20 protein-coding genes and 1 riboswitch are annotated in these 22,546 nt (G+C 68.4%); of the genes, 13 read left to right on the top strand and 7 right to left on the bottom strand.

Going from position 1 to position 22,546, the window contains the following annotated elements:
• The first annotated feature begins 32 nt into the window (after nt 1-32).
• The 6 genes from A4R44_RS05360 to A4R44_RS05335 all read left to right on the top strand — a co-directional run bounded on the left by A4R44_RS05360 (nt 33) and on the right by A4R44_RS05335 (nt 6,883).
• Entirely contained in the window at nt 33-1,925 is a 1,893-nt protein-coding gene (locus A4R44_RS05360; RefSeq protein WP_067576901.1) for a DUF6779 domain-containing protein, read from the top strand.
• A 412-nt stretch (nt 1,926-2,337) separates the two neighbouring features.
• Nucleotides 2,338-3,492, top strand: coding sequence for a PrsW family intramembrane metalloprotease (locus tag A4R44_RS05355; RefSeq protein ID WP_202508015.1), 1,155 nt, complete (start codon nt 2,338-2,340; stop codon nt 3,490-3,492).
• 259 nt (nt 3,493-3,751) lie between these two features.
• Nucleotides 3,752-4,654, top strand: coding sequence for a Rossmann-like and DUF2520 domain-containing protein (locus tag A4R44_RS05350; protein WP_067576899.1), 903 nt, complete (start codon nt 3,752-3,754; stop codon nt 4,652-4,654).
• Nucleotides 4,651-5,559 (top strand): pantoate--beta-alanine ligase, encoded by a 909-nt coding sequence (panC, locus tag A4R44_RS05345; RefSeq protein WP_067576897.1) that lies wholly within the window; start codon nt 4,651-4,653, stop codon nt 5,557-5,559. Before A4R44_RS05350 ends, panC begins: the two co-directional genes overlap by 4 nt.
• A 12-nt stretch (nt 5,560-5,571) precedes the next feature.
• Nucleotides 5,572-6,066, top strand: coding sequence for an aspartate 1-decarboxylase (panD, locus tag A4R44_RS05340; protein ID WP_067576895.1), 495 nt, complete (start codon nt 5,572-5,574; stop codon nt 6,064-6,066).
• 43 nt (nt 6,067-6,109) lie between these two features.
• Complete coding sequence (locus A4R44_RS05335) at nt 6,110-6,883, top strand: type III pantothenate kinase (protein ID WP_067576893.1); 774 nt, start codon at nt 6,110-6,112, stop codon at nt 6,881-6,883.
• Here the strand turns inward: A4R44_RS05335 and A4R44_RS05330 are convergent.
• Nucleotides 6,880-7,614: an SDR family oxidoreductase gene (locus A4R44_RS05330; protein ID WP_067576891.1), complete on the bottom strand. Its 735-nt coding sequence runs from the start codon at nt 7,612-7,614 to the stop codon at nt 6,880-6,882. The two genes, A4R44_RS05335 and A4R44_RS05330, sit on opposite strands and share 4 nt — an antisense overlap.
• Nucleotides 7,615-7,744: 130 nt before the next feature.
• Between A4R44_RS05330 and A4R44_RS05325 the strand changes: the two genes are divergently transcribed.
• Complete coding sequence (locus tag A4R44_RS05325) at nt 7,745-8,599, top strand: sigma-70 family RNA polymerase sigma factor (protein WP_067576889.1); 855 nt, start codon at nt 7,745-7,747, stop codon at nt 8,597-8,599.
• 3 nt (nt 8,600-8,602) lie between these two features.
• Here the strand turns inward: A4R44_RS05325 and A4R44_RS05320 are convergent, their stop codons facing one another.
• On the bottom strand, nt 8,603-8,917 hold the full coding sequence (locus A4R44_RS05320) for a multidrug efflux SMR transporter (RefSeq protein ID WP_067576886.1): 315 nt from the start codon (nt 8,915-8,917) through the stop codon (nt 8,603-8,605).
• Nucleotides 8,918-8,950: 33 nt separating this feature from the next.
• A riboswitch (guanidine-III (ykkC-III) riboswitch) is annotated at nt 8,951-9,013 on the bottom strand.
• Nucleotides 9,014-9,062: 49 nt separating this feature from the next.
• On the bottom strand, nt 9,063-9,827 hold the full coding sequence (locus A4R44_RS05315; protein WP_067576885.1) for a class I SAM-dependent methyltransferase: 765 nt from the start codon (nt 9,825-9,827) through the stop codon (nt 9,063-9,065).
• Nucleotides 9,828-9,909: 82 nt separating this feature from the next.
• Between A4R44_RS05315 and lysS the strand changes: the two genes are divergently transcribed.
• Together lysS and A4R44_RS05305 are read left to right on the top strand one after the other, a co-directional pair.
• Nucleotides 9,910-11,418 carry a lysine--tRNA ligase gene (gene lysS, locus A4R44_RS05310; RefSeq protein ID WP_067578031.1) on the top strand — a complete coding sequence of 503 codons (1,509 nt, stop codon included), beginning with the start codon at nt 9,910-9,912 and terminating at the stop codon, nt 11,416-11,418.
• A gap of 162 nt (nt 11,419-11,580) precedes the next feature.
• Nucleotides 11,581-11,934 (top strand): Lsr2 family protein, encoded by a 354-nt coding sequence (locus tag A4R44_RS05305; RefSeq protein ID WP_009084272.1) that lies wholly within the window; start codon nt 11,581-11,583, stop codon nt 11,932-11,934.
• A gap of 139 nt (nt 11,935-12,073) precedes the next feature.
• Here A4R44_RS05305 and A4R44_RS05300 read toward each other — a convergent pair whose 3' ends face one another.
• Nucleotides 12,074-12,901: a helix-turn-helix domain-containing protein gene (locus A4R44_RS05300; protein WP_067576883.1), complete on the bottom strand. Its 828-nt coding sequence runs from the start codon at nt 12,899-12,901 to the stop codon at nt 12,074-12,076.
• A 67-nt stretch (nt 12,902-12,968) separates the two neighbouring features.
• On the opposite strand from A4R44_RS05300, the gene A4R44_RS05295 reads away from it, so the two are divergent.
• Entirely contained in the window at nt 12,969-13,538 is a 570-nt protein-coding gene (locus A4R44_RS05295; protein WP_067578029.1) for a TIGR03086 family metal-binding protein, read from the top strand.
• 18 nt (nt 13,539-13,556) lie between these two features.
• Here A4R44_RS05295 and A4R44_RS05290 read toward each other — a convergent pair whose 3' ends face one another.
• Nucleotides 13,557-14,372 (bottom strand): (2Fe-2S)-binding protein, encoded by an 816-nt coding sequence (locus tag A4R44_RS05290; RefSeq protein ID WP_067576881.1) that lies wholly within the window; start codon nt 14,370-14,372, stop codon nt 13,557-13,559.
• 365 nt (nt 14,373-14,737) lie between these two features.
• Here A4R44_RS05290 and A4R44_RS05285 point away from each other — a divergent pair, with 365 nt between their 5' ends.
• The 3 genes from A4R44_RS05285 to A4R44_RS05270 all read left to right on the top strand — a co-directional run bounded on the left by A4R44_RS05285 (nt 14,738) and on the right by A4R44_RS05270 (nt 20,405).
• Nucleotides 14,738-17,287 (top strand): ATP-dependent Clp protease ATP-binding subunit, encoded by a 2,550-nt coding sequence (locus tag A4R44_RS05285; protein WP_067576878.1) that lies wholly within the window; start codon nt 14,738-14,740, stop codon nt 17,285-17,287.
• Between the two features lie 159 nt (nt 17,288-17,446).
• A complete protein-coding gene (locus A4R44_RS05280; protein ID WP_232791506.1) occupies nt 17,447-18,337 on the top strand; it encodes a hypothetical protein in 891 nt (296 codons plus the stop codon).
• A gap of 721 nt (nt 18,338-19,058) precedes the next feature.
• Entirely contained in the window at nt 19,059-20,405 is a 1,347-nt protein-coding gene (locus tag A4R44_RS05270; RefSeq protein ID WP_369805824.1) for an Hsp70 family protein, read from the top strand.
• A 3-nt stretch (nt 20,406-20,408) separates the two neighbouring features.
• Here A4R44_RS05270 and pcp read toward each other — a convergent pair whose 3' ends face one another.
• Complete coding sequence (pcp, locus tag A4R44_RS05265) at nt 20,409-21,014, bottom strand: pyroglutamyl-peptidase I (RefSeq protein ID WP_067576872.1); 606 nt, start codon at nt 21,012-21,014, stop codon at nt 20,409-20,411.
• Nucleotides 21,011-22,459: a M1 family metallopeptidase gene (locus tag A4R44_RS05260; RefSeq protein WP_067576870.1), complete on the bottom strand. Its 1,449-nt coding sequence runs from the start codon at nt 22,457-22,459 to the stop codon at nt 21,011-21,013. Before A4R44_RS05260 ends, pcp begins: the two co-directional genes overlap by 4 nt.
• Nucleotides 22,460-22,546: the final 87 nt, after the last annotated feature.

Genomic DNA, 22,546 nt, shown 5'->3' with positions numbered 1-22,546 from the left:
CATTCGGATCACCGGAAGGTACGGTGTCAGGCATGACTGGCGTGGGTGACGACTCGCATGGCCGCCGCCCTGGCAGGCCGTGGCTTGTCGTCGGATTGCTCCTCGCCGTCGGCGCCACCCTCGCATTGGTGCTCAGCGACGACCTCCGGTACCTCCGGCTCGGCATCGTCGCGGCGCTCTGGGCTGCCCTGATCGGCGCCTTCCTGGCTGTCCGGGCCCGCAAGAACGCGGTGCACAGCGAGGACGCGGTCGCCGAGGCGCAGGCGGTATACGAACTCGAGCTGGAACGCGAGATCGCGGCCCGGCGGGAGTACGAACTCGAACTCGAGACGGAAACGCGCGAGGCCGCGCAGGCGCAATCGCGCGAAGAACTGGATGCGCTGCGTGCCGAAGTGGCTGCGCTCCGCGAGAGCCTGCAATCGCTGTTCGGCGGCGAGGTGCTGCTCGAACGCGTCGCGCTCACCGCGCAGGCGACCCGGATGCGCGCGCTGAACGACGAGCAGCGGCTCGTTTCGGCCGGTTCGGAAACCCAGAACGGCAATGGCAAGAAACCGGCTCAGTTGCTCGCTCCGCAGAAGCCGGTGGTCGACGTTCCGGAGCGCCCGACCGAATTCATGGACCGGGTGCTCGACGCGGCTCCCGCCGAGCGTCGCCGGACGCCTGCGAACGGGACCGCGAAGACCAACGGCGCCAACGGGACTTCCGGCGCGAACGGCTCGATCAGCGCTGGGTTGAACGGTTCCGGACCGAATGGCGGCCGTTCGACTCAGCTGCGCACTCAGCAGATGCCGCGCCTCAAGCCGAAGCGTCCGGAACCGCCTGCCGAGCCGGAGCCGTTCGAGGACGAGGTCGAAGCGGACAGCCCCGCTCCGCGCGGTGGTCGCGACCCTCGGGTCAACCTGGCGGAGGCGTTCGTGCCCCGCGGCGACTCGGGACCGCATGAGGGGCGCGCCAGTGTGGCGGATGCTTTCGCTGCGCGTGAGCCGCGGAACGGGGCACCGGAACCGCATGCTGGACGGCCCGTCCGCGGTGGTGCGCCGGAGCCGCAGGCCGAGCGTGGGCCTCGCGGGGCTGCGCCGAAGCCGCGCGGTGATCGGGCACCGGAGCCTTACGAAGCTGAGCGCCGTTCGGCGGGTGACTCTGGGTCGCACGTCATTCCGGAGCCGTTTGAGCAGGACAGTGCCCGGGTGCGCAATGTGACTGAGCCGTTGCCTCGTGAGGCTGAGCGGGTTCGGGAGCCTCGTGGTCCGGTCAGCCGGAACAAGCCGTCTCCGCGGGCCGCTCGGCCGCGGAACGACGTGCCGGAGCCGCCTCGGCGGCCCGAAGCGCAGCCGACTCGGACTGTCGCGCCGGTGAACAAACCGGAGCCGGTCAAGGAGGAGCGGCCGGTGCCTCGGCTGGCGGCGCGGCCCGCTCCTCAGCGGGCGGAGGAGCGGCCGGAACCTGACGAGCAGACTGCGGTTTCCCGGCCTGCTGAACCGGCTCGGCATGCCGAACCGGCCCCGAAGAAGGCGGAGAAACCGGTGCCGGAGAAGGAAACCGCGGTTGAGTCGCGGACTCGGGCTCCCTCTCGGCTGGAGCAGTTCTCTCGGTCGGATTTGTCGCCGTTGGCGGAGGACACCCCTACTGGGCGGCATGGTGCTCCTGGGGCCGATGCGGTTAATCCGACATTGCCGGAGTCGGTTCGCAGTTCGGCGAGCAGCGGGACTGGGGGGCGGCGTCGGCGGCCTGAGGCGGAGGCCGCTCCGGCTTCGTCTGGCGGGCGGAGGAGGCGGCCGGAGGGCGAACCGCCTGCTTGGGAGGCTCCTGCTGAAGAGGCGGCCTCGGCTGGACATCACGCGTCTGGACGGTCGGTGACTGAATTGCTCGCGGCTAACGGGAAGACCGAGGGGAGTCCTCGGCGGCGGCGTCGGGCGGAGGATTGATCGGCTCGACGCCTGGCGGCGACATTGCGCCCCGGTGGGTGCGTGGGCACCCCGAAGTTGAGTGCGACGACGGATGGCGGGTGCTTGTCAAGGTGGGAAAGATGCCTTGACAAGCACCCGCCATCCGCGTTTTGGCTTCGTATCGGGGAGCGGGGGGTGTGGCTGCCTGGTGGGTTTGGGTGCGCTGGCCGCGGTTGAGTGGGGCGCATCCGGCGGCAGCGGGCAGCGGTGGGGCGCGGGGTCGTGAGGGGAACCCTCAGGGAATCAGAGTTCGTGAGGGTGGGCCCTCACGAACTTCTGGGGGGAGGAGGGGCACAGGGCGTCGCGCGGAGGGCTGAACCCGGTGCGTCCAACCGGCATCCCTTGGGGGGCCTGCGTATGGTGACCGCTCGTGAACGGCACCCTTTCTGCCATGCCGCGGGGTTCTGCGTCCACGGGCTCTCGTTCGCGGCACATCACCGTGCTCCTTCCGGTGCTCGGGTTGATCGTCGTGGCGTTGTGCGGGCTCTTTCTCTTCGGGCTCGCGACCGCGCGCGTTGGGTGGCTGGCGGTCGCGATCGGGGTGGTCGCCGCGTTGGTGCCGGTCGGCGTGGTGGTCGCTGGGTTGCTCTGGGTTGATCGGTGGGAACCGGAGCCGGCGAAGCTGCTCTTGATCGCTTTCGCTTGGGGCGCTTGCATCGCCACCGTCACCGCGCTGCTGATCAACACTGGGGCCGAGGCGTTCGGTGACCTGCTTCTCGGCGGCGGCAATGGCAGTAAGGTCAGTGCGCTCGTCTCCGCGCCGCTGGTCGAGGAGGCCGCGAAGGGCGTTTTTGTCCTGTTGATCTTCTGGCGGCGCAACGAGGAGTTCGACGGGATCGTCGACGGCGTCGTCTACGCGGGCTTCGCGGCCGCTGGGTTCGCCTTCACCGAGAACATCTATTACTTCGGCCGCGCCTTCGCTGACCACGGCTTCGGCAACGGCACCAGCTCCGGCGTGCTTGCCGCTTTCTTCGTGCGTGGCGTGCTTTCGCCGTTCACGCATCCGCTGTTCACCGCTATGACCGGAATCGGGCTCGGGATCGCGGCGCGGTACGCGCAGCGGTGGATTCGGATCCTCGCGCCGCTGGCCGGGTATCTGGCCGGGGTGTTCCTGCACGCGCTTTGGAACGCGGCGGCCACGCTCAACGGCGGAAAGTCCTTCCTCACCTTGTACTTCCTGGTGATTTTGCCGCTGCTGATCGCCGCGATCTACGTGATCGTGTTGCAGCGACGGCGAGAACAGCGGATCGTCGCCGCTGCGTTGCCGAAGATGGCGGCCGCGCGGTGGATCGCGCCGTCGGAGATCGAGTTGCTCGCCAGTTTGCCTAGGCGGCGGCAATGGCGGAAGCAGGCGCGCAAGCAGTCCGGGCCGGCGGCCGCGCGGGCGGTGGGCCGGTATCAGACGAGCGTGACCGAGCTCGCATTCCTGCGGCGTACGCGGTTGCGCACCGAGCAGGACCGGCAGCGGCAGGAAGAGTTGCTGCAGGCACTGCGGGACGCGCGCGCGGATGCCGTGCGATTGGCGAACAACCGCGACAGTCGGTGAACATTCCCCGTCCGGGGTAGCTCGACCGTGCCAAAAGTGGCGTTCCGCCGGGGGATTCGCGGACACGGTGACCGGGAGAAGCCGAACGCCAATAAGGTACGGGCGCGATGGGACGCCCCGGGTGAAGCTGGTCACCCGGGCACCTCGATCCGGCTGGGGCGGGGCTACTCTCGCGCCGTCGTCTGGTACCCGCGACGAAAGAGCGGGACTGGAACGAACATGAGGAGTTTCGAGCCATGAGCGTCCACAGGCGCACGCCATGAACCGACCGGCCCGCCTTGCCGTGGGCGTCGTTTCCGCCGGCCGGGTGGGCAGTGTCCTCGGTGCGGCATTGGCCAGGGCAGGCCACACCGTAGTCGCCGCTTCGGGGCTGTCCGCGGCTTCGCTGAACCGCGCGGAACGGTTGCTGCCGGATGTCCCCTTGCTGCCGCCCGACGAGGTCGTGCGGAGAGCTGATCTCGTCTTGCTCGCGTTGCCGGACGACGCGCTCGCCGGCACCGTCCGTGGTCTGGTCGCTACGAATTCGGTACGGGCGGGCCAGATTGTGGTGCACACCTCGGGTGCGCACGGCATCGACGTGCTGGCCCCGGTCGCGGAGGCCGGTGCGCTGCCGCTCGCGCTGCATCCGGTGCTCACCTTCACCGGCCGCGAGGAAGACCTGGAACGTCTTGTCGCGGCAAGCATCGGCGTCACCGCGGCACCGGAGGACGACGCGGCGTGGAACGTCGGGGAGGCGCTCGCCGTCGAGATGGGCGCCGAGCCGGTGCGAGTCCCCGAATCCGCGCGGGCGCTGTATCACGCGGCGCTGGCGCACGGTGCGAATCACCTGATGACGCTGGTCGCCGACTGCACCGAAACCTTGCGCGGCGCCGGAATCGAGCATCCGGAACGACTCGTCGCACCGCTGCTTTCGGCGGCATTGGACAATGTCCTTCGCCACGGGGACCGCGCCCTCACCGGACCGGTCCCGCGTGGTGATCTCGGCACCGTCCGCAAGCACCTCGACGTGCTCACGGACCGGGCGCCGCGGATCGTCCCGGCCTACCGGGCGCTGGCCCGGCGCACGGCCGAACGGTCTCGCGTCGCAGGCCTGCTCGATCCCGCGGCCGCGGCCGAACTGACCGATCTTCTCGCCGATCCCGCCGAAGGACAGACCCCGTGACGACACCGAAATTCCAGCGCGGAACGCTCAACACGTTCCAGCCGCCCGAGCACATCAGCAAGGTGAGCTGGGGCCTGCGCAGCGTTGGCCGGAAGGTCGCGCTCGTGCCCACTATGGGCGCGCTGCACGACGGCCACCGCGAGCTGCTGCGTCGCGCGAAGCGGCTGCCGAACACCGTCGTCTCCGCGTCGATCTTTGTGAACCCGTTGCAGTTCGGCGAGGGCGAGGACTTCGAAGCGTACCCGCGCCAGCTCGAAGCCGACTTGGCGACCTTGTCCGAAGCAGGCGTCGAACTGGCCTTCACGCCGAAGGCTTCGGACCTGTACGCGGACAACGCGATGGTCACCGTGAACCCCGGCCCGCTCGGCGACGAGCTTGAGGGGGCCGTCCGGCCCGGGCATTTCGCCGGGGTGCTGACGGTCGTCGCGAAGCTGTTCAATCTGCTGCGCCCGGATTACGCGTTCTTCGGGGAGAAGGACTACCAGCAGCTGGTGCTGATCAAGCGGATGGTGGCGGACCTCAACATCGGCACCCACGTCATCGGGGTGCCGACGGTCCGGGAGCGGGACGGCCTCGCGCTGTCCTCGCGCAACGTCTACCTGACGCCGGAACAACGGGAAGACGCCGTGGTGCTGTCGGCCGCCTTGTCGGCCGGGGCGCACGTCGGGCGGGACGGGGCGGAGGCCGTGCTGGACCTGGCGCGGAGGACGCTCGCGGCCCGTCCCCAGGTGGAAGTGGATTACCTGGAATTGAGGGGAACCGATTTGGGGCCGGCGCCCGTCGACGGAGAGGCGCGGTTGCTGGTCGCTGCCCGGGTGGGGAGTACCCGGCTGATCGACAACGCGGGAGTGCTGCTCGGAAAAGCCGTGGAACATCCGAGCGGGGATCCGGACGCAGGGGAATAGGGAGAGTCCACGATGTATCGCACGATGCTGAAATCGAAGATCCACCGGGCCACGGTGACCCAGGCCGACCTGCACTACGTGGGCTCGGTCACGGTCGACGAGGACCTGATGGAGGCCGCCGACCTGCTTGAGGGCGAGCAGGTGTCCATTGTGGATGTCACGAACGGCGCGCGGCTGGAAACCTATGTCATCACCGGCGAGCGCGGCAGCGGCGTGCTCGGCATCAACGGAGCCGCCGCGCATCTGGTGCACCCTGGCGACCTCGTCATCCTGATCGCCTACGGGCAGATGGACGACGCGGAGGCCCGCGGGTACCGGCCGCGAGTGATCTTCGTGGACGATTACAACCGGATCGTCGAGCGCGGGGACGACCCGGCGCACGCACCGGACGGATCGGGCCTGCTGAGCGGCACGGTCACGCTGCCCGAAGAGGACACGATGACCTTCCCGGTGGCCGAAACCGCGGACGCGCGCCGTCTCGACGCGTTGCTGCACGCCGAAAACTGACCTGTACCGGCGGCGGTCGCGAGCCGCAGTAAGGAAGACCTCGTTGCTGCTCACTGTCGACGTCGGCAACACCAATATCGTGCTCGGCCTCTACCAGGGTGCCGAATTGGCCGGTGACTGGCGGATGCGCACCGACGCGCGGATGACCGCGGACGAACTCGCGCTCGCCGTGCGCGGGCTGCTCGGCCCGCACGCCGACGCGGTCACCGGAATCAGCGCGCTGTCCACGGTTCCCGCGGTGCTGCGGGAATTGCGGGTGATGCTCGGCCGCTATTACGCGCGGGTGCCGAAGGTCGTGGTCGAGCCCGGCGTGCGCACCGGCGTCGCGCTGCTGGTGGACAATCCGAAGGAAGTCGGCGCGGACCGGCTCGTGAACACCCTCGCCGCGCACCATTTGCACGCCACCGCGTGCGTGGTGGTCGATTTCGGCACGTCTACCAATGTCGACGCGATCTCGGCCCGGGGCGAATTCCTCGGCGGGGCGTTCGCCCCGGGTATCGAGATCTCGGTGGACGCGCTCGCCGCCCGCGCGGCCGCGCTGCGGAAGGTGGAACTCGTCCCGCCGCGTTCGGTGATCGGCAAGAACACCGTCGAATGCCTGCAGTCCGGCATTCTGTACGGGTTCGCGGGGCAGGTCGACGGACTCGTGCGACGGATCGTGCGCGAATTGCAGCACGACAGCTCAGAACCGGTCACGGTGATCGCCACCGGCGGGCTCGCCCCGCTGGTGCTGGGCGAATCCGAGACGATCAAGGAGCACGTGCCGGACCTGACGCTGCTCGGCCTGCGGCTGGTGTACGAACGGAATGTGCGTTAGCCGAACAGCTCGGCGAGGTAGTCCTCGAAAGTGCGGGTGCCGGTGTCCGCGTCGAGGTTGAGGTTGCCGTCCGCGCGATAGACCTTTCCGGCCGCGCCGGGAACGCGCATCGGCATTTTCAGCCGCCGCAGCCCGCGGGCCCGCACATATTTGTCGACCAGCTCGCCCATGCCGTACACCGTGGGCCCGGCCAGATCCCGCACCCGCCCGGCCGGGTCGCCGAGCGCCAGCCGGGCGATCCGCTCCGCCACTTCCCGGGCGTCGACCGGCTGGACATTGATCGCGGGCACCGGCACGATCGGCAGTTTCGCCGCTGCCCGCACGGCATTGAGGCAGAAGCCGTGGAACTGTGCCGCCCGCAGGGTGGTCGAGGGCACTTCCGAGGCGGCGACGAGCTTTTCGGCCTCGTGCTTGCGGCGGAAATAGCCGAGCGGCACCGCGTCCGCGGCGATCACCGAAATGAAAACCAGGTGGCAGGCTCCGGCGCGTTCGGCGGCACGGACCAGATTCGCCGTCGCCACGTCGTCGCCCTTCGGGCCGCCCGCCAGGTGCACGACCACCTCGGCGCCGTCGAGCGCGGGAGCGAGGCCTTCGCCAGTCATCAGGTCGCAAGCGAACCGGTCAGGGCCGCTCGCGGTGCGGCTGAGGATGCGCACCTTCGCGTCGCCGAGGGCGGGAACGACCAGTTTGCCGAGGGTTCCGGTGCCACCGGTGACCACGATCGTCGTCATGACAATTCCTTCCGGGTAGAGTGCCGCTGGGTTTGGGCACTGGGGGTGTCCTGCTGGGAGGAACCCGCCCGTGACAGGAATGTGACAGCGCGGCCTTGGCTGCTCCGTTGAGGGCGGGAAGAGGTGACAGGTGGACGAGAAGAACCTGCTCGCGGCCCAATTCGAGGAACAGCGGCCGCGGCTGCGGGGAGTCGCCTACCGGATGCTCGGTTCGCTTGCCGAGGCTGACGACGCGGTCCAGGAAGCCTGGCTGCGCGTCGACAGCGCCGACATTTCCGAAGTGCGGAATCTGCCCGCCTGGCTCACCACAGTGGTGGCGCGGGTCTGCCTGAACCTGTTGCGCACGCGCGAACGCCGCCGAGAGGATTCGCTGGACGCGTTCCCGTTCGACCGCGGCGACGGCGGCGCGGATCTCGCCGAAGAAGCCCAGCTGGCCGATTCCGTCGGACTGGCGATGCTGGTGGTGCTCGACGTCCTCGGCCCGGCCGAGCGGATCGCGTTCGTGCTGCACGACATGTTCGCCGTGCCCTTCGAGGACATCGCGCAGATCCTGGACCGCGGTCCGGCGGCGGTCCGGCAGCTGGCCAGCCGGGCCCGCCGCCGGGTGCGTGGCGGAGAAGCCGGGCCGGCGGACGCGAGCAAGCGGCGCGGGGTCGTCGAGGCGTATCTGGCCGCTGCTCGCGAGGGAGACTTCGCGGGACTGTTGAAGGTGCTCGACCCAGACGTCGTGCTGCACTCGGACACCGGCGCGGCACCAGTGGTGCTACGCGGTGTCCGAGCGGTCAGCAAGGGCGCGCTGCTCGCTTCGGAAGCCGCGCGCAGCACGCAGGTCGCGGTGGTCGACGGCGTTCCCGGCCTGGTGCTCGCCCCGCGCGGCCGGCTTGCCGTGGTCCTCAAGTTCGCTTTCGACGGCGACCGGATTACCGGGATCGACGTGATTTCCGCGCCGGAGCGGCTGCGCGGGCTGGAGATCGCGCTCGGATGAAGATCAGTGGAACAGTTTCAGCCCGACGACCCCGGCGACAATCAGCACGAGACAGGTGATCCGGCCGACGGTGAGCGGATCGTTCATCGCGACGATCCCGTACACCGCGGTCCCCACCGCGCCGATGCCGACCCACACCGCGTATCCGGTGCCGAGCGGAATTTCGCGCAATGAATACGCGAGACCGGACATGCTGAGCAGCAGCGCGCCGCCGAACAGCACGCTCGGCCAGAGTTTGCTGAAGCCTTTCGAGGCACCGAGCGCCGCGGCCCACACGGTTTCGAGAAATCCGGAAACAACGAGAACGAGCCAAGCCATGATCAAGAACCTTTCGCAGTGACGGATGCGTTCACTGCGCCGTCTTGTCGTCACCGGGTACGACGCGCTCGTCCGGGGCGGGAGCACCGCCACTTCCGAAATTAGCACTCCGGTGCCGCGGCGAGGTGGTGATTTCGGTCGCCACTCAGCCCCGCCGAGCCCGCAGAACCGTCGTGACCAGTGGATAGTCGAATTCGCCTGTTCCGGTCTCCGGAACAGATTCCAGGTACGCCCTGGCTTGCGCGAGCGTTCGCTCGCGGTCCTGCTCGGAAGCGACGAGCAGATGCGAATGCGTGGCCACGGTCGCCAGCAGCGAATCGATCGAGCGGCGGTGCGTGTGGGCGAACCGGTCCTGTTCGAACGGACCGAAGCCGTCCGCGCGCAGCGGTTGCTCCGAATCGGCGAACCCGCGGCTGATGCCGGTGCGGACCAGCCGGGCGAATTCGAGCACCCAGGGCACGGATTCGTCGTCGTGATTCCACAGTGCCACCACGGCCCCTCCCGGCCGCAGGACCCGGCGGATCTGCGCGAACGCCGGTGCCAAATCGAACCAGTGCAGGGCCTGTCCGACGAACACCGCGTCCACCGATTCGTCCGGCAGCGGGATGTCCTCGGCCTTGCCGGGCAGCGCGGGGACGTCCGGCAGCAGCCGGGACAGTTCGGCGAGCATGCCCGGATCGGGTTCCACCGCGGTCACCGAGCGGCCGAGGCTGGCCAGTCCCTCGGTGAGTTTTCCGGTGCCCGCCGCGAGGTCCAGCACGTCGCGTACCGGTCGGTTTGCTCCGGACATACCCCATTCGAGTGCTGCCAGCGGATAGTCCGGCCGGTGCCGGGCGTAGGCGCTCGCCTCGTCGCCGAACGAAGAAGCCCGCCGGGCGCGCAGTTCCGCATCAGTGCTGGGATCGCTCACGAGTAACCACCCTAATACCGTGCGTGCCCCGGTAGGGGAATCCGGTTGACGCGGTTCACCAGCGGCTTCGTACTCTATGGCCATGACCGAATTCCCCGCGTCCGACGCACTGCCCGATGACGACCTGCCCGAACAGATGCGGGTGCGCCGGGACAAGCGCGACCGGATAATCGCGGAGGGCGCCGATCCTTACCCGGTAGAGGTTCCGCGTACGCACACGCTCGCGCGGATCCGTGCCGAACATTCCGGTCTCGAAGCCGACACCAGCACCGGTCAGTCGGTCGGCGTCACCGGTCGCGTCATGTTTCTCCGCAATACGGGCAAACTGTGTTTCGCCACTCTTCGTGAGGGCGACGGCACAGAACTGCAGGCGATGCTGAGTCTCGCGCAGGTCGGGCCCGAGTCGCTCGCCGCGTGGAAGTCCGATGTCGATCTCGGCGACCACGTATTCGTGCACGGCGAGGTGATCACCTCGAAGCGAGGCGAGCTTTCCGTGCTGGCCGACAGCTGGCAGATCGCGGCGAAGTCGCTGCGTCCGCTGCCGGTGGCGTTCAAGGAGCTGGCCGAGGAAACGCGAATCCGGCAGCGTTATGTCGATCTGATTATGCGGCCGAAGGCGCGCGACGTGGTGCGCACCCGCTCCGGCGTGATGCGCTCGCTGCGCGAGTCGTTCCACCGGCGGGGATTCACCGAGGTCGAGACGCCGATGCTGCAGACGCTGCACGGCGGCGCCGCGGCCCGGCCGTTCGTCACGCATTCCAATGCCTTCGACCTCGATCTGTTCCTGCGCATCGCGCCGGAGCTGTACCTCAAGCGCTGCGTGGTCGGCGGGATCGAGAAGGTTTTCGAGATCAACCGGAACTTCCGCAACGAGGGCAGCGACTCCTCGCACTCGCCGGAGTTCGCGATGCTGGAGTACTACGAGGCGTACGCCACTTACGACACGAATGCCGTGATGACCCGCGAACTCATCCAGGAGGCCGCGGAGAACGTGCTCGGCACCCAGGTCGTCGCTCTTGCCGACGGAACCGAGTACGACCTTTCCGGCGAATGGACGACACTCGGCATGTACGAGTCGCTCTCGGACGCACTCGGCGAGGAAGTGACGCCGGATACTCCGGCCGAAGCACTGCACAAGATCGCCGCGGCGCGCGAGATCGAGGTGGATCCCAAGCTAGCGCACGGCAAACTCGTCGAGGAACTGTGGGAACATCTCGTCGGCGACGGACTGCACGCCCCCACATTTGTCCGGGATTTCCCGCTTGAGACGTCTCCGCTCACCCGGCAGCACCGCAGCCGTGCGGGCGTGGCCGAGAAGTGGGACCTGTACGTGCGCGGATTCGAACTCGCCACCGGATACTCCGAGCTGGTGGATCCGGTCGTGGAACGGCAGCGGCTCACCGAACAGGCGCGGCTCGCCGCTGCCGGGGATAGCGAGGCGATGCGTCTCGACGAGGATTTCCTCCGTGCGCTCGAGTACGGAATGCCGCCGAGCGGCGGGGTCGGAATGGGGATCGACCGGCTGCTCATGGCTCTGACCGGCCTCGGTATCCGGGAGACGATCCTCTTCCCGCTCGTCCGGCCTGAATAGCTCGCCGCCCCGCCGCACGGTCGGATTTTCTCAATGCGGATTTGCCTACGGCGGGGCAAGCGGGTATTAATATGGGTGTCAAAGACTTCTGTAGCTCGGGGCTTGCCCCGAAACCAGATCATGTAGCCAGATCATTCGGGTAAGCCCCGCAGGAGGAATCAGATGGCACAGAAGGTGCTGGTCTCTCTGGTCGACGACCTCGACGGCAGTGAGGCGGAAGAGACCGTTGAGTTCGGTTTGGACGGTGTGAGCTACCAGATCGACCTGTCGGGCGAAAACGCCGAGGAGCTGCGCGACGCGCTCGCGCAGTATGTCGAGCACGCTCGCCGTGCGGGCGGCCGCAAGCGCGCGCCGCTGCGTCCGGTCGCCGGCGGCAAGTCCCCGGCCCGCCCGGCCGCGGTCGACCGCGAGCAGAACCAGGCGATTCGCGCGTGGGCCCGCAAGAACGGTTTCCAGGTTTCCGACCGCGGGCGCATCCCGTCGGAGGTCGTCGAGGCTTACCACAAGAAGAACTGACCGGGCATTTCCGGAACTCGCGGTTGCGGTCCTCCGGTTAGCGAACCGGGAGAACGCACCGTCGCGGAGACCGAGTCTTCGCAGACCGCACGCCAAACGGCCGCCGGGAACATTCCCGGCGGCCGTTTGGCGTTCCGCATTAGTTTTCCGGCTTTGCGCCGTCCGGCGTGCCCGACATCAGCCGGCGAGCGGAACGGGCGTACTCCGCGGGAGGGGCTCCGGTCACTGCGGCGAAATCGCGGATGAAGTGAGGTTGGTCGCTATAGCCCAGCCGAGTCGCCAGATCTGCGTAATCCGGCGGGGTCGGTGCGGCGAGCAACCGCGCGGCTTCGTTGAGGCGGTAAATCCGGATCGCCCACTTCGGCGTTGTTCCGACGTGCTCGGCGAACAACCGCTGCACTGCCCGGATGGTCAGGCCGAGTGCCGCCGCCAGTTCCGCGACCCTGGTGATCCCTGGATCCGCGGCGATTGTTTCCACCGCGTCGGCGGCTGCCCGGGTCGCGCGCGGAATGGGACGGCGGCGTGCGATCAGCAAGTTGTCGATTGCAGTGATCATTTCCGCGTCGGTCCGCGCATTCCGGATGGATTCGTCCGCGATCGCGGCGGCCGGTCCGAAGACCTCGGTCACCTCAGCCGAGCGATCGGCGAGCGTGCGCACCGGGGCGTCGAGGAACGGGCGAAAGCATCCGGGCCGGATCCTGGCCCCGATCCCGTGCACGCGTCCGCTGAGCCGGTGCGTGAAAAGCCGGTGCGCCGGACCGTAAACCCCGCGCGCGCCGGGGAAGAACGTCACGTGCACCGACAGATTCGGCAGCACGTGCTGTTCGTGGGTTTCGGTCAGGTCCCAGCGCAGGACCCAGTGGTGTTCCACGAAATCGCGCAGTTCCGGGGCGGGCGGGTACCGGGTCAGCGTGAACTTGGTGCGAGCCGTCCGCTCGTTCAGGATGCCGCTCGGGATCCGCCGCATGACTGAGAACAGTAGTGTGTCGCGTATTTTCAAGACGGCCGCCGCGCTCCGTGGTTGGCTCGGGCGCATGTCGAACCACTCCGGGCTGCTCGCGCCGGCCGCCGCCGAACTGCGGCGCGTCGCGGCGGCCGCCCCGTCGCTGACCGCGCCCACCGCATGCGCCGAATACGACGTTCGCGGCCTTCTCAACCACCTTCTCTACTGGGGCCCGTGGCTTGCCGCCGCGATCCGGCACGAGCCTTACGAACCGCCCGCGCCGAGTGAGGCCGAAGCGTCCCTCGTCGGGGATGACTGGCCGAAGGCATTGGAAGCGATGACCGACGACGTGCTCGCCGCGCTCGCTCCGCCGGAGGCGTGGACCGGCACCATTACCTTCGGCAGCTCCCAGCTGCCCGCCGCGGTCGTCGGGGACCTGGTGCTCGGCGAACTCGTCGTGCACGCCTGGGATCTCGCGCGAGCCAGCGGCACTGAGCTGAACTGCGCCGACGAAGCCGCCGAGGCGGTACTCGCGTTCGTGGCCGGGATGGGCGAGGGAGCCCGCGCTCGCGGTGTTTTCGGCCCGGCGGTCGCGGTGCCGGAAACCGCGCCGGTGCTGCATCGGGCGCTGGGCGCGACGGGTAGGGATCCGTACGCCTGAAATTTCACTCGATGGTGATCATCGCGGGCAGGTGCGCGGACAGCTTTCGCATTCCGCTTCACCGGGTAGGAGATAGGAGAAGCAACAGCTCTCCCGGCGTCGCTCCCAAACCCGGTGGCCCTCGTCGTTGACCGCCATCCGCAAGGTGGATGCCGAGGTCAGCGGACGGTACTGCGCGTCGAGCACCAGTGCGGCATCCGCGACGCCAGCGCCCTCGGCCTCGGCTGTCCCGCCTTGTCGGCCAACCCGCCACAGAGCGCCGTCCAGCGCGTCTGTGGCGGCCGCCCAGAGCATGCGGCGGCCGAGTCGGGTGCCGGGGGCGTAAGCGCGGACGAAGCGGGCAGCGTGGCCGACGAACTGCGCGCGCAGCACTGCGGCCAGCGCGCGCTCGTCGCGTACCACGGTGGCCTCCGGGCGGACGCTGCCTGGGTCGGTGGGCAGGCAGTAGAAGGTGTCGCTGAGCACGGCCATGCCCTCGGGATGTGGTCGGTCGGGGCCGAGGCCGAACGCGAGCTGCTCGGGCTTCAGCGACGGCACCCGGCGCTCGTGATGCAGCAGCAGCGCGCCCACGTACGCGGGGACGTACAGGTACCAAGACATCACGTAGCTGGCCGCCGTGCGCGAGGGTGCCGCGCCGTGCTGGTCAAGGAGCCAGTCGGTCAGCCGGGACCGCCACTCGACGAACAGCTCGGGCCGTTCGAGGAGGTCAGCGCAGCGAAACCAGTCCTCGGGGGCGTCGCGGCGCAGCTCGTACCGGGCGCTGATGCGCAGCAGGGAGGACTTGAGACCGTCGTCGATCTCGCGGGCGTCGTCGCGCGAGCGCTGCGGGTTCATCGGTCCACCCCCGTTCTTCGTACATTAGGTGTGCCTAACCTTACATACGGTGCCGGATTGCGCCAATCGGGTGGCCAAGGGGTGGGACCACCCGGACGCGCGGGGTGTTCGCGCTGAGCGGACAGGGGTGCCGGGGCGGAATCCTGATCCGGTCCCGTACGTTCGAGAGGGAGTAAAGGTGCAGCGCAACCGGATGAAGAGCGGTGACCGACCGGGTCGCCGTCCGGGTGCGAACGGGCCGCCGGAAGCCGTAGTGGTACGCAAGCGCGATCGCTTGGCTACTAGAGTGGTCTCACGGTGCTGTCCGCCGCGGACGCGATCCGCGGAGGTTACGGGCCGCCGACGCAGCAGTCGAGGGAGTGCGCATGTTTGAGAGGTTCACCGACCGCGCGAGGCGGGTGGTCGTCCTGGCCCAAGAAGAGGCCCGGATGCTCAACCACAACTACATCGGCACCGAGCACATCCTCCTGGGTCTGATCCACGAGGGTGAGGGTGTCGCCGCCAAGGCGCTGGAGTCGCTGGGCATCGCCCTCGAGGGCGTGCGCCAGCAGGTCGAGGAGATCATCGGCCAGGGCCAGCAGGCGCCGAGCGGGCACATCCCGTTCACGCCGCGGGCGAAGAAGGTGCTGGAGCTGTCGCTGCGCGAGGCGCTGCAGCTCGGCCACAACTACATCGGCACGGAGCACATCCTGCTCGGCCTGATCCGCGAGGGCGAGGGCGTGGCCGCCCAGGTGCTCGTGAAGCTGGGCGCGGACCTCAACCGGGTCCGTCAGCAGGTGCTGCAGCTCCTGTCGGGCTACCAGACCGGCGAGAAGTCCGCCGAGAGCGGCTCCGGCCGCGGCGAGGGCACGCCGTCCTCCTCGCTGGTGCTCGACCAGTTCGGCCGCAACATGACCGTGCTCGCCCGCGAGGGCAAGCTCGACCCGGTCATCGGGCGCGGCAAGGAGATCGAGCGGGTCATGCAGGTGCTGTCCCGCCGGACCAAGAACAACCCGGTGCTCATCGGCGAGCCGGGCGTCGGCAAGACCGCCGTCGTCGAGGGGCTGGCGCAGAGCATCGTCAAGGGCGAGGTGCCCGAGACGCTCAAGGACAAGCAGCTCTACACCCTCGACCTCGGCTCGCTGGTCGCCGGTTCGCGCTACCGCGGCGACTTCGAAGAGCGCCTGAAGAAGGTGCTCAAGGAGATCAAGACCCGCGGCGACATCATCCTGTTCATCGACGAGCTGCACACGCTCGTCGGGGCGGGCGCGGCCGAGGGCGCGATCGACGCGGCGTCGATCCTGAAGCCGATGCTGGCCCGCGGCGAGCTGCAGACGATCGGCGCGACCACGCTCGAGGAGTACCGCAAGTACATCGAGAAGGACGCCGCGCTGGAACGTCGTTTCCAGCCGATCCAGGTGGGCGAGCCGTCGCTTGAGCACACGATCGAGATCCTGAAGGGCCTGCGCGACCGGTACGAGGCGCACCACCGCGTGTCGATCACCGATTCGGCGCTGGTCGCGGCCGCGACGCTGGCCGACCGCTACATCAACGACCGGTTCCTGCCGGACAAGGCGATCGACCTGATCGACGAGGCCGGGGCCCGGATGCGCATCCGCCGGATGACCGCGCCGCCGGACCTGCGCGAGTTCGACGAGAAGATCGCCGACGTGCGCCGGGACAAGGAGTCCGCGATCGACGCGCAGGACTTCGAGCGGGCCGCGCGCCTTCGCGACGAGGAGAAGCAGCTCCTCGGCCAGAAGGGCGAGCGGGAGAAGCAGTGGAAGGACGGCGACCTCGACGTCGTCGCCGAGGTGGACGACGAGCAGATCGCGGAGGTGCTGGCCAACTGGACCGGCATCCCGGTGTTCAAGCTCACCGAGGAGGAGACCACCCGGCTGCTGCGCATGGAGGACGAGCTCCACAAGCGCATCATCGGCCAGGAGGACGCGGTCAAGGCCGTGTCCCAGGCGATCCGCCGTACGCGTGCGGGTCTGAAGGACCCGAAGCGCCCGTCCGGTTCGTTCATCTTCGCCGGCCCGTCCGGTGTCGGTAAGACCGAGCTGTCGAAGGCGCTGGCGGCGTTCCTGTTCGGCGAGGACGACGCGCTCATCCAGATCGACATGGGCGAGTTCCACGACCGCTACACCGCTTCGCGGCTCTTCGGCGCCCCTCCGGGCTACGTCGGCTACGAAGAGGGCGGGCAGCTGACCGAGAAGGTGCGGCGCAAGCCGTTCTCGGTGGTGCTTTTCGACGAGATCGAGAAGGCGCACCAGGAGATCTACAACACGCTCCTGCAGGTGCTCGAAGACGGCCGGCTCACCGACGGCCAGGGCCGCACGGTCGACTTCAAGAACACCGTGCTGATCTTCACCTCGAACCTGGGCACCTCGGACATTTCGAAGTCCGTGAGCCTCGGCTTCTCCTCCGGAGCGGATTCGACGAACCGCTACGAGAAGATGAAGCAGAAGGTCAACGAGGAAATGAAGAAGCATTTCCGCCCGGAGTTCCTGAACCGGATCGACGACATCATCGTCTTCCACCAGCTCAACCAGGAACAGATCATCCAGATGGTGGATCTGATGATCGGCCGGGTCGAGACGCAGCTCAAGGCCAAGGACATGGAGATCGAGCTCACCGAAAAGGCGAAGGCGCTGCTGGCCAAGCGCGGCTTCGACCCGGTGCTCGGCGCCCGGCCGCTGCGTCGCACGATCCAGCGCGAGATCGAGGACCAGCTGTCGGAGAAGATCCTCTTCGGCGAGGTCGAAGCGGGTCAGATCATCGTGGTCGACGTCGACGGCTGGAGCGGCAACACCGAGGACCGCGACGACGAGGCGCACTTCACCTTCCGCGGGGAGAAGCGTCCGTCTTCGGTTCCGGACGCTCCGCCGGTGAGCATCGGCGCCGCCGAGAACGGCGAAGCCGAGAACGAGTGAGCTAAGAAAAGAAAAAGGGCGGCTCCCAGGTTTGGGGGCCGCCCTTTTCTCTATTGTCGGGTTATGGGGTCTTCGAGAATCTCGCGCCACGCCACGGCGAGCATCGCGCTTCCGCTGCTGAGCGACCGTCAGCTCATTGAGCGGCTGGAATCCGCCGACGTGGTGTCCGAGGGCATCGGCGGCACCGGTGCCCGACTGGACGTCGACGGGGTTCTGGTCTTCGCGAAGCGGGTGCCGCTCACCGCGCTGGAGCGGCAGCACCCGCATTCCACGGCCAATCTCTATGGCCTGCCTGCCTTTTGCCATTACGGCCTGGGTTCGCCGGAGGGCTCGGCGTGGCGGGAACTGGCGCTGCACATCATGGCGAACGGCTGGGTTCTCAGCGGTGCGTGCGAGAACTTCCCTCTGCTGCACCACTGGCGGATCCTGCCAGTCCCCTCGGGCCGGGTGCCAGACCGCCCGTTGGAAGAGGACGTCGAGTACTGGGGAGGTTCCGCTGCGGTCCGCAGGCGGCTCACGGAATTGCGGGACGCGTCGTCGAGCGTCGTTTTGTTCTGCGAGTATTTTCCGGCCAATGTGCACCGGTGGCTGCCTGGCAATCTGGATCAGGTTGAGCGCCTTGCGTCGCAGGTTGCCGACACGCTTTCGTTTCTTCGTGCGCAGGAAGTTCTGCACTTCGACAGCCACTTCGAGAACTTCCTGACCGACGGCGACCGGTTCGTGCTGACTGATTTCGGCCTGTCGTTCGCACGCCGGTTCGATCTGACTGCGGAGGAGCAAGCGTTCGCGGAGCTGAATGCGGGGCATGACCGGGCCTATGGGTCGATGTATCTGGTGAACTGGCTGGTGACCGAGGTGTGCGGGACCTGGGACCGCGAAAGCCGCCTGGCTGCGGTTCGTCGCGTGGCTGCCGGGGAGCTTGAGCTGCCCTCGCCGATCGCTGAGGTGGTGGCTCGCCATGCTGCGGTGGCGGTGGAGATGAACGATTTTTACGGGCGGCTTTTGGCGGACCGGGAGGCTCCTTTTCCGGCGGAGGTTTTCACCGGGTAGCGCGCGACCAGCTCAGGCCGCCCCAGTTCGCGGATCTCGCCGCCGAGTTCGGCGCCGCCGAGCGTGACCTGGCCGCCCGCTTCGGCGATCAGTTCCGCAGCGGCGTGTGCCTCTTGCTGCGCGGGGGGGGGCGCGAACAACGAGTCTCGCGCACCGGTGGTCGGCGTCATGGTCTCTTGACGTGCTCAAGTGCGCCTCAGCGGCACTTCTGTTGGCAACCAGGTTTCAGTTGTATCTGTCACCTGCGCCCGTGAGACGATGCGGCGGGGTTTTGGGGAGGGGAACTGCGTGGACGTCCTGTCGATCGACTTCGGTACTTCCAGCACGGTCGGCGTCTTGGCGGCCTTCGGGCGCGGGCCGCGGGCTATCGAGGTCGACGGGTCGGTCACCATGTCTTCCGCGGTGTACGCGGAGGAGGACGGGCGGCTCGTCGTCGGGCAGGACGCGGAGCGGCGGGCTCGGCTGGATCCCAGCCGGTTCGAGCCTAATCCCAAGCGGCGGATCGACGAGGGCGAGCTGTTGCTCGGCGATCGGGCGGTACCGGTCGTCGACGCCTTCGCTGCTGTGTTGCGGCGGATGGGCGAGGAGGCCGAGCGGCAGCTTTCCGGGGTTCCGGACGAGGTGCGGTTGTCGCATCCGGCCGGATGGGGTGCACAGCGGCAGCAGACGCTCCGGGCGGCGGCGGGCAAGGCCGGGTTCAGCCNTCAGCCAGGCGCGGTTGGTGCCGGAGCCGGTCGCGGCGGCGGCGCATTACGCGACCCTGCGCGAAACGGGCGCGCCCAGCGGGCCGATCGCGGTGTACGACCTCGGTGCGGGCACGGTTGACTGTGCGGTCGTCGGCGCGGGTACCGCGGTTCTGGCGGAGGACGGGTTGCCCGATCTCGGCAGCCTGGACATCGACCAAGCCCTGCTGGTCCATATTGGACGGTCGGTGTCGCACGCGGATCCGGCACAGTGGCAACGGCTTCTCCGCCCGCAGACGACCAGTGACCGGCGGTTGCGGCGGGTACTGCTCCAAGACGTCCGTGACGCCAAGGAAAGTCTTTCCCGGCACGCGCGCACTGAGGTGCCGATGCCGGATCCGTTCGGCGACGTTCTGCTCACCCGCGCCGAGCTGGAGGCGTTGGTCCGGCCGAATCTGTTGCGCAGTGCGGAAATGCTCGCCGCGACGATCTCGCGGGCCGGGCTTGCGCCGGATCGGCTCGGCGGCGTGTATCTGGTCGGCGGGCCCAGCCGGATGCCGTTGCTGGCCGCACTGGTCGGGTCGACGCTCGGCGTGGTCCCGACTACCGAGGACCAGCCGGAGACGGCGGTCGCGTTCGGCTTGCATCATGTGGACGTGCGTCCGGCAGCAGCAACGCCAATGCCAGCACCGGCATCCTGGCCACTTGTCCAGCAACAGCCCAGCCCAGCCCAGCAGCAACCTGGTCTGAACCAGCGACCGCCAGCACCAATGCCTCCGCCGGGCTGGCCGCAGCAGCCAGCGAAGAAGTCCCGCAAACCGTTCGTCATCGGCGCGATCGCCCTGACCGCGCTCGTCATTGCCGGAATCGTGACCGCCGTTCTCGCCACTCGCGGCGACGACAAACCCGCGGCGAATCAACCAGCCACCCCGCCGAACACTTGCGCCGGTTCACCCCCAGCGCTCCCCGGCGAAAACGGCCTCACGAAGTGCATCCGTCGCCTGGCCGGTCCGACCATCCAAACGCGTGCCACCTGCTCCGACGACCCGGAGTTGGCGAAGGCCCTGGGCGCGGTACGCAGCGCGCTGTGCCGCTTCCCGGACAAGACCACCGTCGCGTTCCACGAAGGACTCACCCTCGCCCAGGTCGAGCCCGGTGCGCGCAAGGACATGGCCGGCCGCGTCGAGACCGACACTTGGCGCACCCGCATCGGGCTGGCCGGCCGTTATGTCGCCGGGGCCGGGCCGAAGCTCGGGCTGCTGATCTACCAGGCCGACGGCATCCCCGTGGTCGGCACGGTGATGGACACCAGTCCGTCGCACACGAGCCGGCGGCCGCGGGATCTGGTGCAGTTCTTCGAGCAGACTGTCCAGCCTGGCGAATAGGGCTCAGTGCAGGGTGCCTGCCGAAGTGGCCACGTCCTCGTGCACGGTCAGCGCGGTGTCCGCCACGATGTCGAGCGCTCGCGCGATCGAGTCCAGCGGCATCCGCGCTTCCTCCGGCACATGCACGAAACCGCCGCGCAGTCCGGGGAACTCTGTCGCGATCAGGTGCATCAGGCCGTAGAAGACCTGATTGCACACGTACGTCCCGGCGGTGTACGACACGGCCGCGGGCAGACCCGCCGACTCGATCGCCGCGACCGCCGCTTTCACCGGCAGCGTGGTGAAGTACGCGGACGGCCCGCCCTCGACCACCGGCACGTCGACCGGCTGTGCACCGGCGTTGTCCGGGATCCGGGCGTCGATCAGGTTGATCGCCACTCGCTCCGGTGTGACGTGCTCGCGTCCGCCGGCCAGCCCGGCGCACACGACCACCGCCGGCCGGTGCGCCAGGATCGCGGCCCGCAGCGCCGGCAGCGACGCGTCGAACTCGCACGGCAGCTCTACCGCCACCGTGTCCGTCCGCCGCACCGCTGCCAGCGAAGCTGCCTGCCAAGAGGGGTTCGCCGCCGCTCCGTCGAAGGGCGCGAACCCCGTCAGCAGAACCGTCATCCGGCGGCCGGCTTCAGCTCGCCCGGGTAGAGGTACTCGTCGGACGGCTTGCCGTTGCCGTAGATCCACGCGTCGAAGAAGCCCTGCAAGTCCATGCCGGACACCTTCTCACAGTACTTCTGGAACTCCTGCATGTTCGCGTTTCCGTCGTGGTGCAGGGTGTTCCAGGTCTTGAGCACCTTGTCGAAGGCGCTCTGTCCCATGTACTTGCTGAGCGCGTGCAGCATGACCGGGCCCTTGGAGTACACGTAGGTGAACTCGTGGCCGGGGCCCATGTCGTACAGCTTGCCCGCCCAGAACGAATCGCTGGCCGACGCGACCTGGTTGAGATAGGTGGCGTCGAGGTCTTCGCCGTCCTTCGCCTGCGCCCACAGCCAGGTCGCGTAGGAGGCGAAGCATTCGTTGAGGCAGACGTCCTTCCAGTGGTCGACGGCCACGGTGTCGCCGTACCACTGGTGCGCGTTCTCGTGCACGATCGTGTCGATGTTGCCCGCGCGGCCGGAGTAGATCGGCCTGCTCATCGTCTCAAGCGAGAACCCGATCGGCTCGGTCAGGTAGATGCCGCCCGCGGCGTCCACCGGATACTTGCCGAACTTCGATTCGAGGAAGTCGAGGACCTCCGGCAGTCGCGCGTCGGCCTGCTTCGTGGCGTCGGTGGTGCCCGGCGCGTACGCGCTGACGATCGGGGTGCCGTCTGTGCGCTTGCGCTTGTTGAAGGTCCACTTGTCGATCGCGACCGTGGTCATGTACGACGCGGTCGGGGTGTCCTCGGCCCAGACGTGCGTGGTGCCCGTACGCGTCCGGTACTTGCCGACCTCGCGGCCGTTGGCGATCACGCCCCACTCGCTCGGGACGGTGATCGACAGCCGGAACTTCGCCTTGTTGCGCGGGGTGTCGTTGACCGGGTACCAGGTGGTGGCCGACTTCGGCTCGCCCGCCGCGAACGCGCCGCCGGACTTGGTGAACTGCCAGCCGTTCTTGCCGAGGTTCGGGTCGTCGATCGCGACCGGGACGCCGTGGTAGGTGACCTCCGTGGTGAACGGAAGGCCCTTCCACAGCGGTGACCTCGGCGTGATCACGAGTTCGTGGTCGCCGGTGCGGGTGAACTTCGCGGGCACGCCGTTGACCCGGACCGCGTCGACGGTGAGGCCCCGGAGGTCGAGATCGAACGAGCTGAGCGACTGGGTCGCCTTCGCGTGGACCGTCTGGACGCCGGCGAGCTGGTGGGTGCCGGGAGCGTAGTTGATCCTGAGGTCGTAGTCGGAGACTTCGTACCCGCCGTTGCCGTCTTGCGGGTAGTAGCTGTCTCCGGCACCGTCCGAACCGGGCGTTGGCTTGTCCCAGCCGCCCGGTCCGGCCGACGCGATCCCAGTGCCGAGCGTCAATGCGGTGAGGGTGGCTGCGACGGTCACTGCCGGACGACGCCAGCGGTGCAGTGCTCTCATGGGCGCTCCTGTGTCTGCGGGTGAATCCTCCGCAACGTAGCGCCGGGAAGGCGGGCAGTAACCGCTTTGGCGGCAGTTTGTCCCGAA

It is taken from the genome of Amycolatopsis sp. M39, from assembly GCF_001651785.1.
Lineage (GTDB): Bacteria > Actinomycetota > Actinomycetes > Mycobacteriales > Pseudonocardiaceae > Amycolatopsis > Amycolatopsis rubida.
Note: the sequence above shows the minus strand (reverse complement) of the source record. Positions and strands in the feature narration are given on the sequence as shown.

What these genes read in the sequence shown, in the direction of transcription:
- A4R44_RS05355 (WP_202508015.1), top strand. Translation starts at nt 2,338, where the DNA reads ATGCCGCGGGGTTCTGCGTCCACGGGCTCTCGTTCGCGGCACATCACC.
- A4R44_RS05360 (WP_067576901.1), top strand. Translation starts at nt 33, where the DNA reads ATGACTGGCGTGGGTGACGACTCGCATGGCCGCCGCCCTGGCAGGCCG.
- A4R44_RS05295 (WP_067578029.1), top strand. Translation starts at nt 12,969, where the DNA reads ATGTCGAACCACTCCGGGCTGCTCGCGCCGGCCGCCGCCGAACTGCGG.
- A4R44_RS05260 (WP_067576870.1), bottom strand. Translation starts at nt 22,459, where the DNA reads ATGAGAGCACTGCACCGCTGGCGTCGTCCGGCAGTGACCGTCGCAGCC.
- A4R44_RS05350 (WP_067576899.1), top strand. Translation starts at nt 3,752, where the DNA reads ATGAACCGACCGGCCCGCCTTGCCGTGGGCGTCGTTTCCGCCGGCCGG.
- A4R44_RS05290 (WP_067576881.1), bottom strand. Translation starts at nt 14,372, where the DNA reads ATGAACCCGCAGCGCTCGCGCGACGACGCCCGCGAGATCGACGACGGT.
- A4R44_RS05330 (WP_067576891.1), bottom strand. Translation starts at nt 7,614, where the DNA reads ATGACGACGATCGTGGTCACCGGTGGCACCGGAACCCTCGGCAAACTG.
- A4R44_RS05285 (WP_067576878.1), top strand. Translation starts at nt 14,738, where the DNA reads ATGTTTGAGAGGTTCACCGACCGCGCGAGGCGGGTGGTCGTCCTGGCC.
- pcp (WP_067576872.1), bottom strand. Translation starts at nt 21,014, where the DNA reads ATGACGGTTCTGCTGACGGGGTTCGCGCCCTTCGACGGAGCGGCGGCG.
- A4R44_RS05305 (WP_009084272.1), top strand. Translation starts at nt 11,581, where the DNA reads ATGGCACAGAAGGTGCTGGTCTCTCTGGTCGACGACCTCGACGGCAGT.
- A4R44_RS05320 (WP_067576886.1), bottom strand. Translation starts at nt 8,917, where the DNA reads ATGGCTTGGCTCGTTCTCGTTGTTTCCGGATTTCTCGAAACCGTGTGG.
- A4R44_RS05300 (WP_067576883.1), bottom strand. Translation starts at nt 12,901, where the DNA reads ATGCGGCGGATCCCGAGCGGCATCCTGAACGAGCGGACGGCTCGCACC.
- panD (WP_067576895.1), top strand. Translation starts at nt 5,572, where the DNA reads ATGTATCGCACGATGCTGAAATCGAAGATCCACCGGGCCACGGTGACC.
- lysS (WP_067578031.1), top strand. Translation starts at nt 9,910, where the DNA reads ATGACCGAATTCCCCGCGTCCGACGCACTGCCCGATGACGACCTGCCC.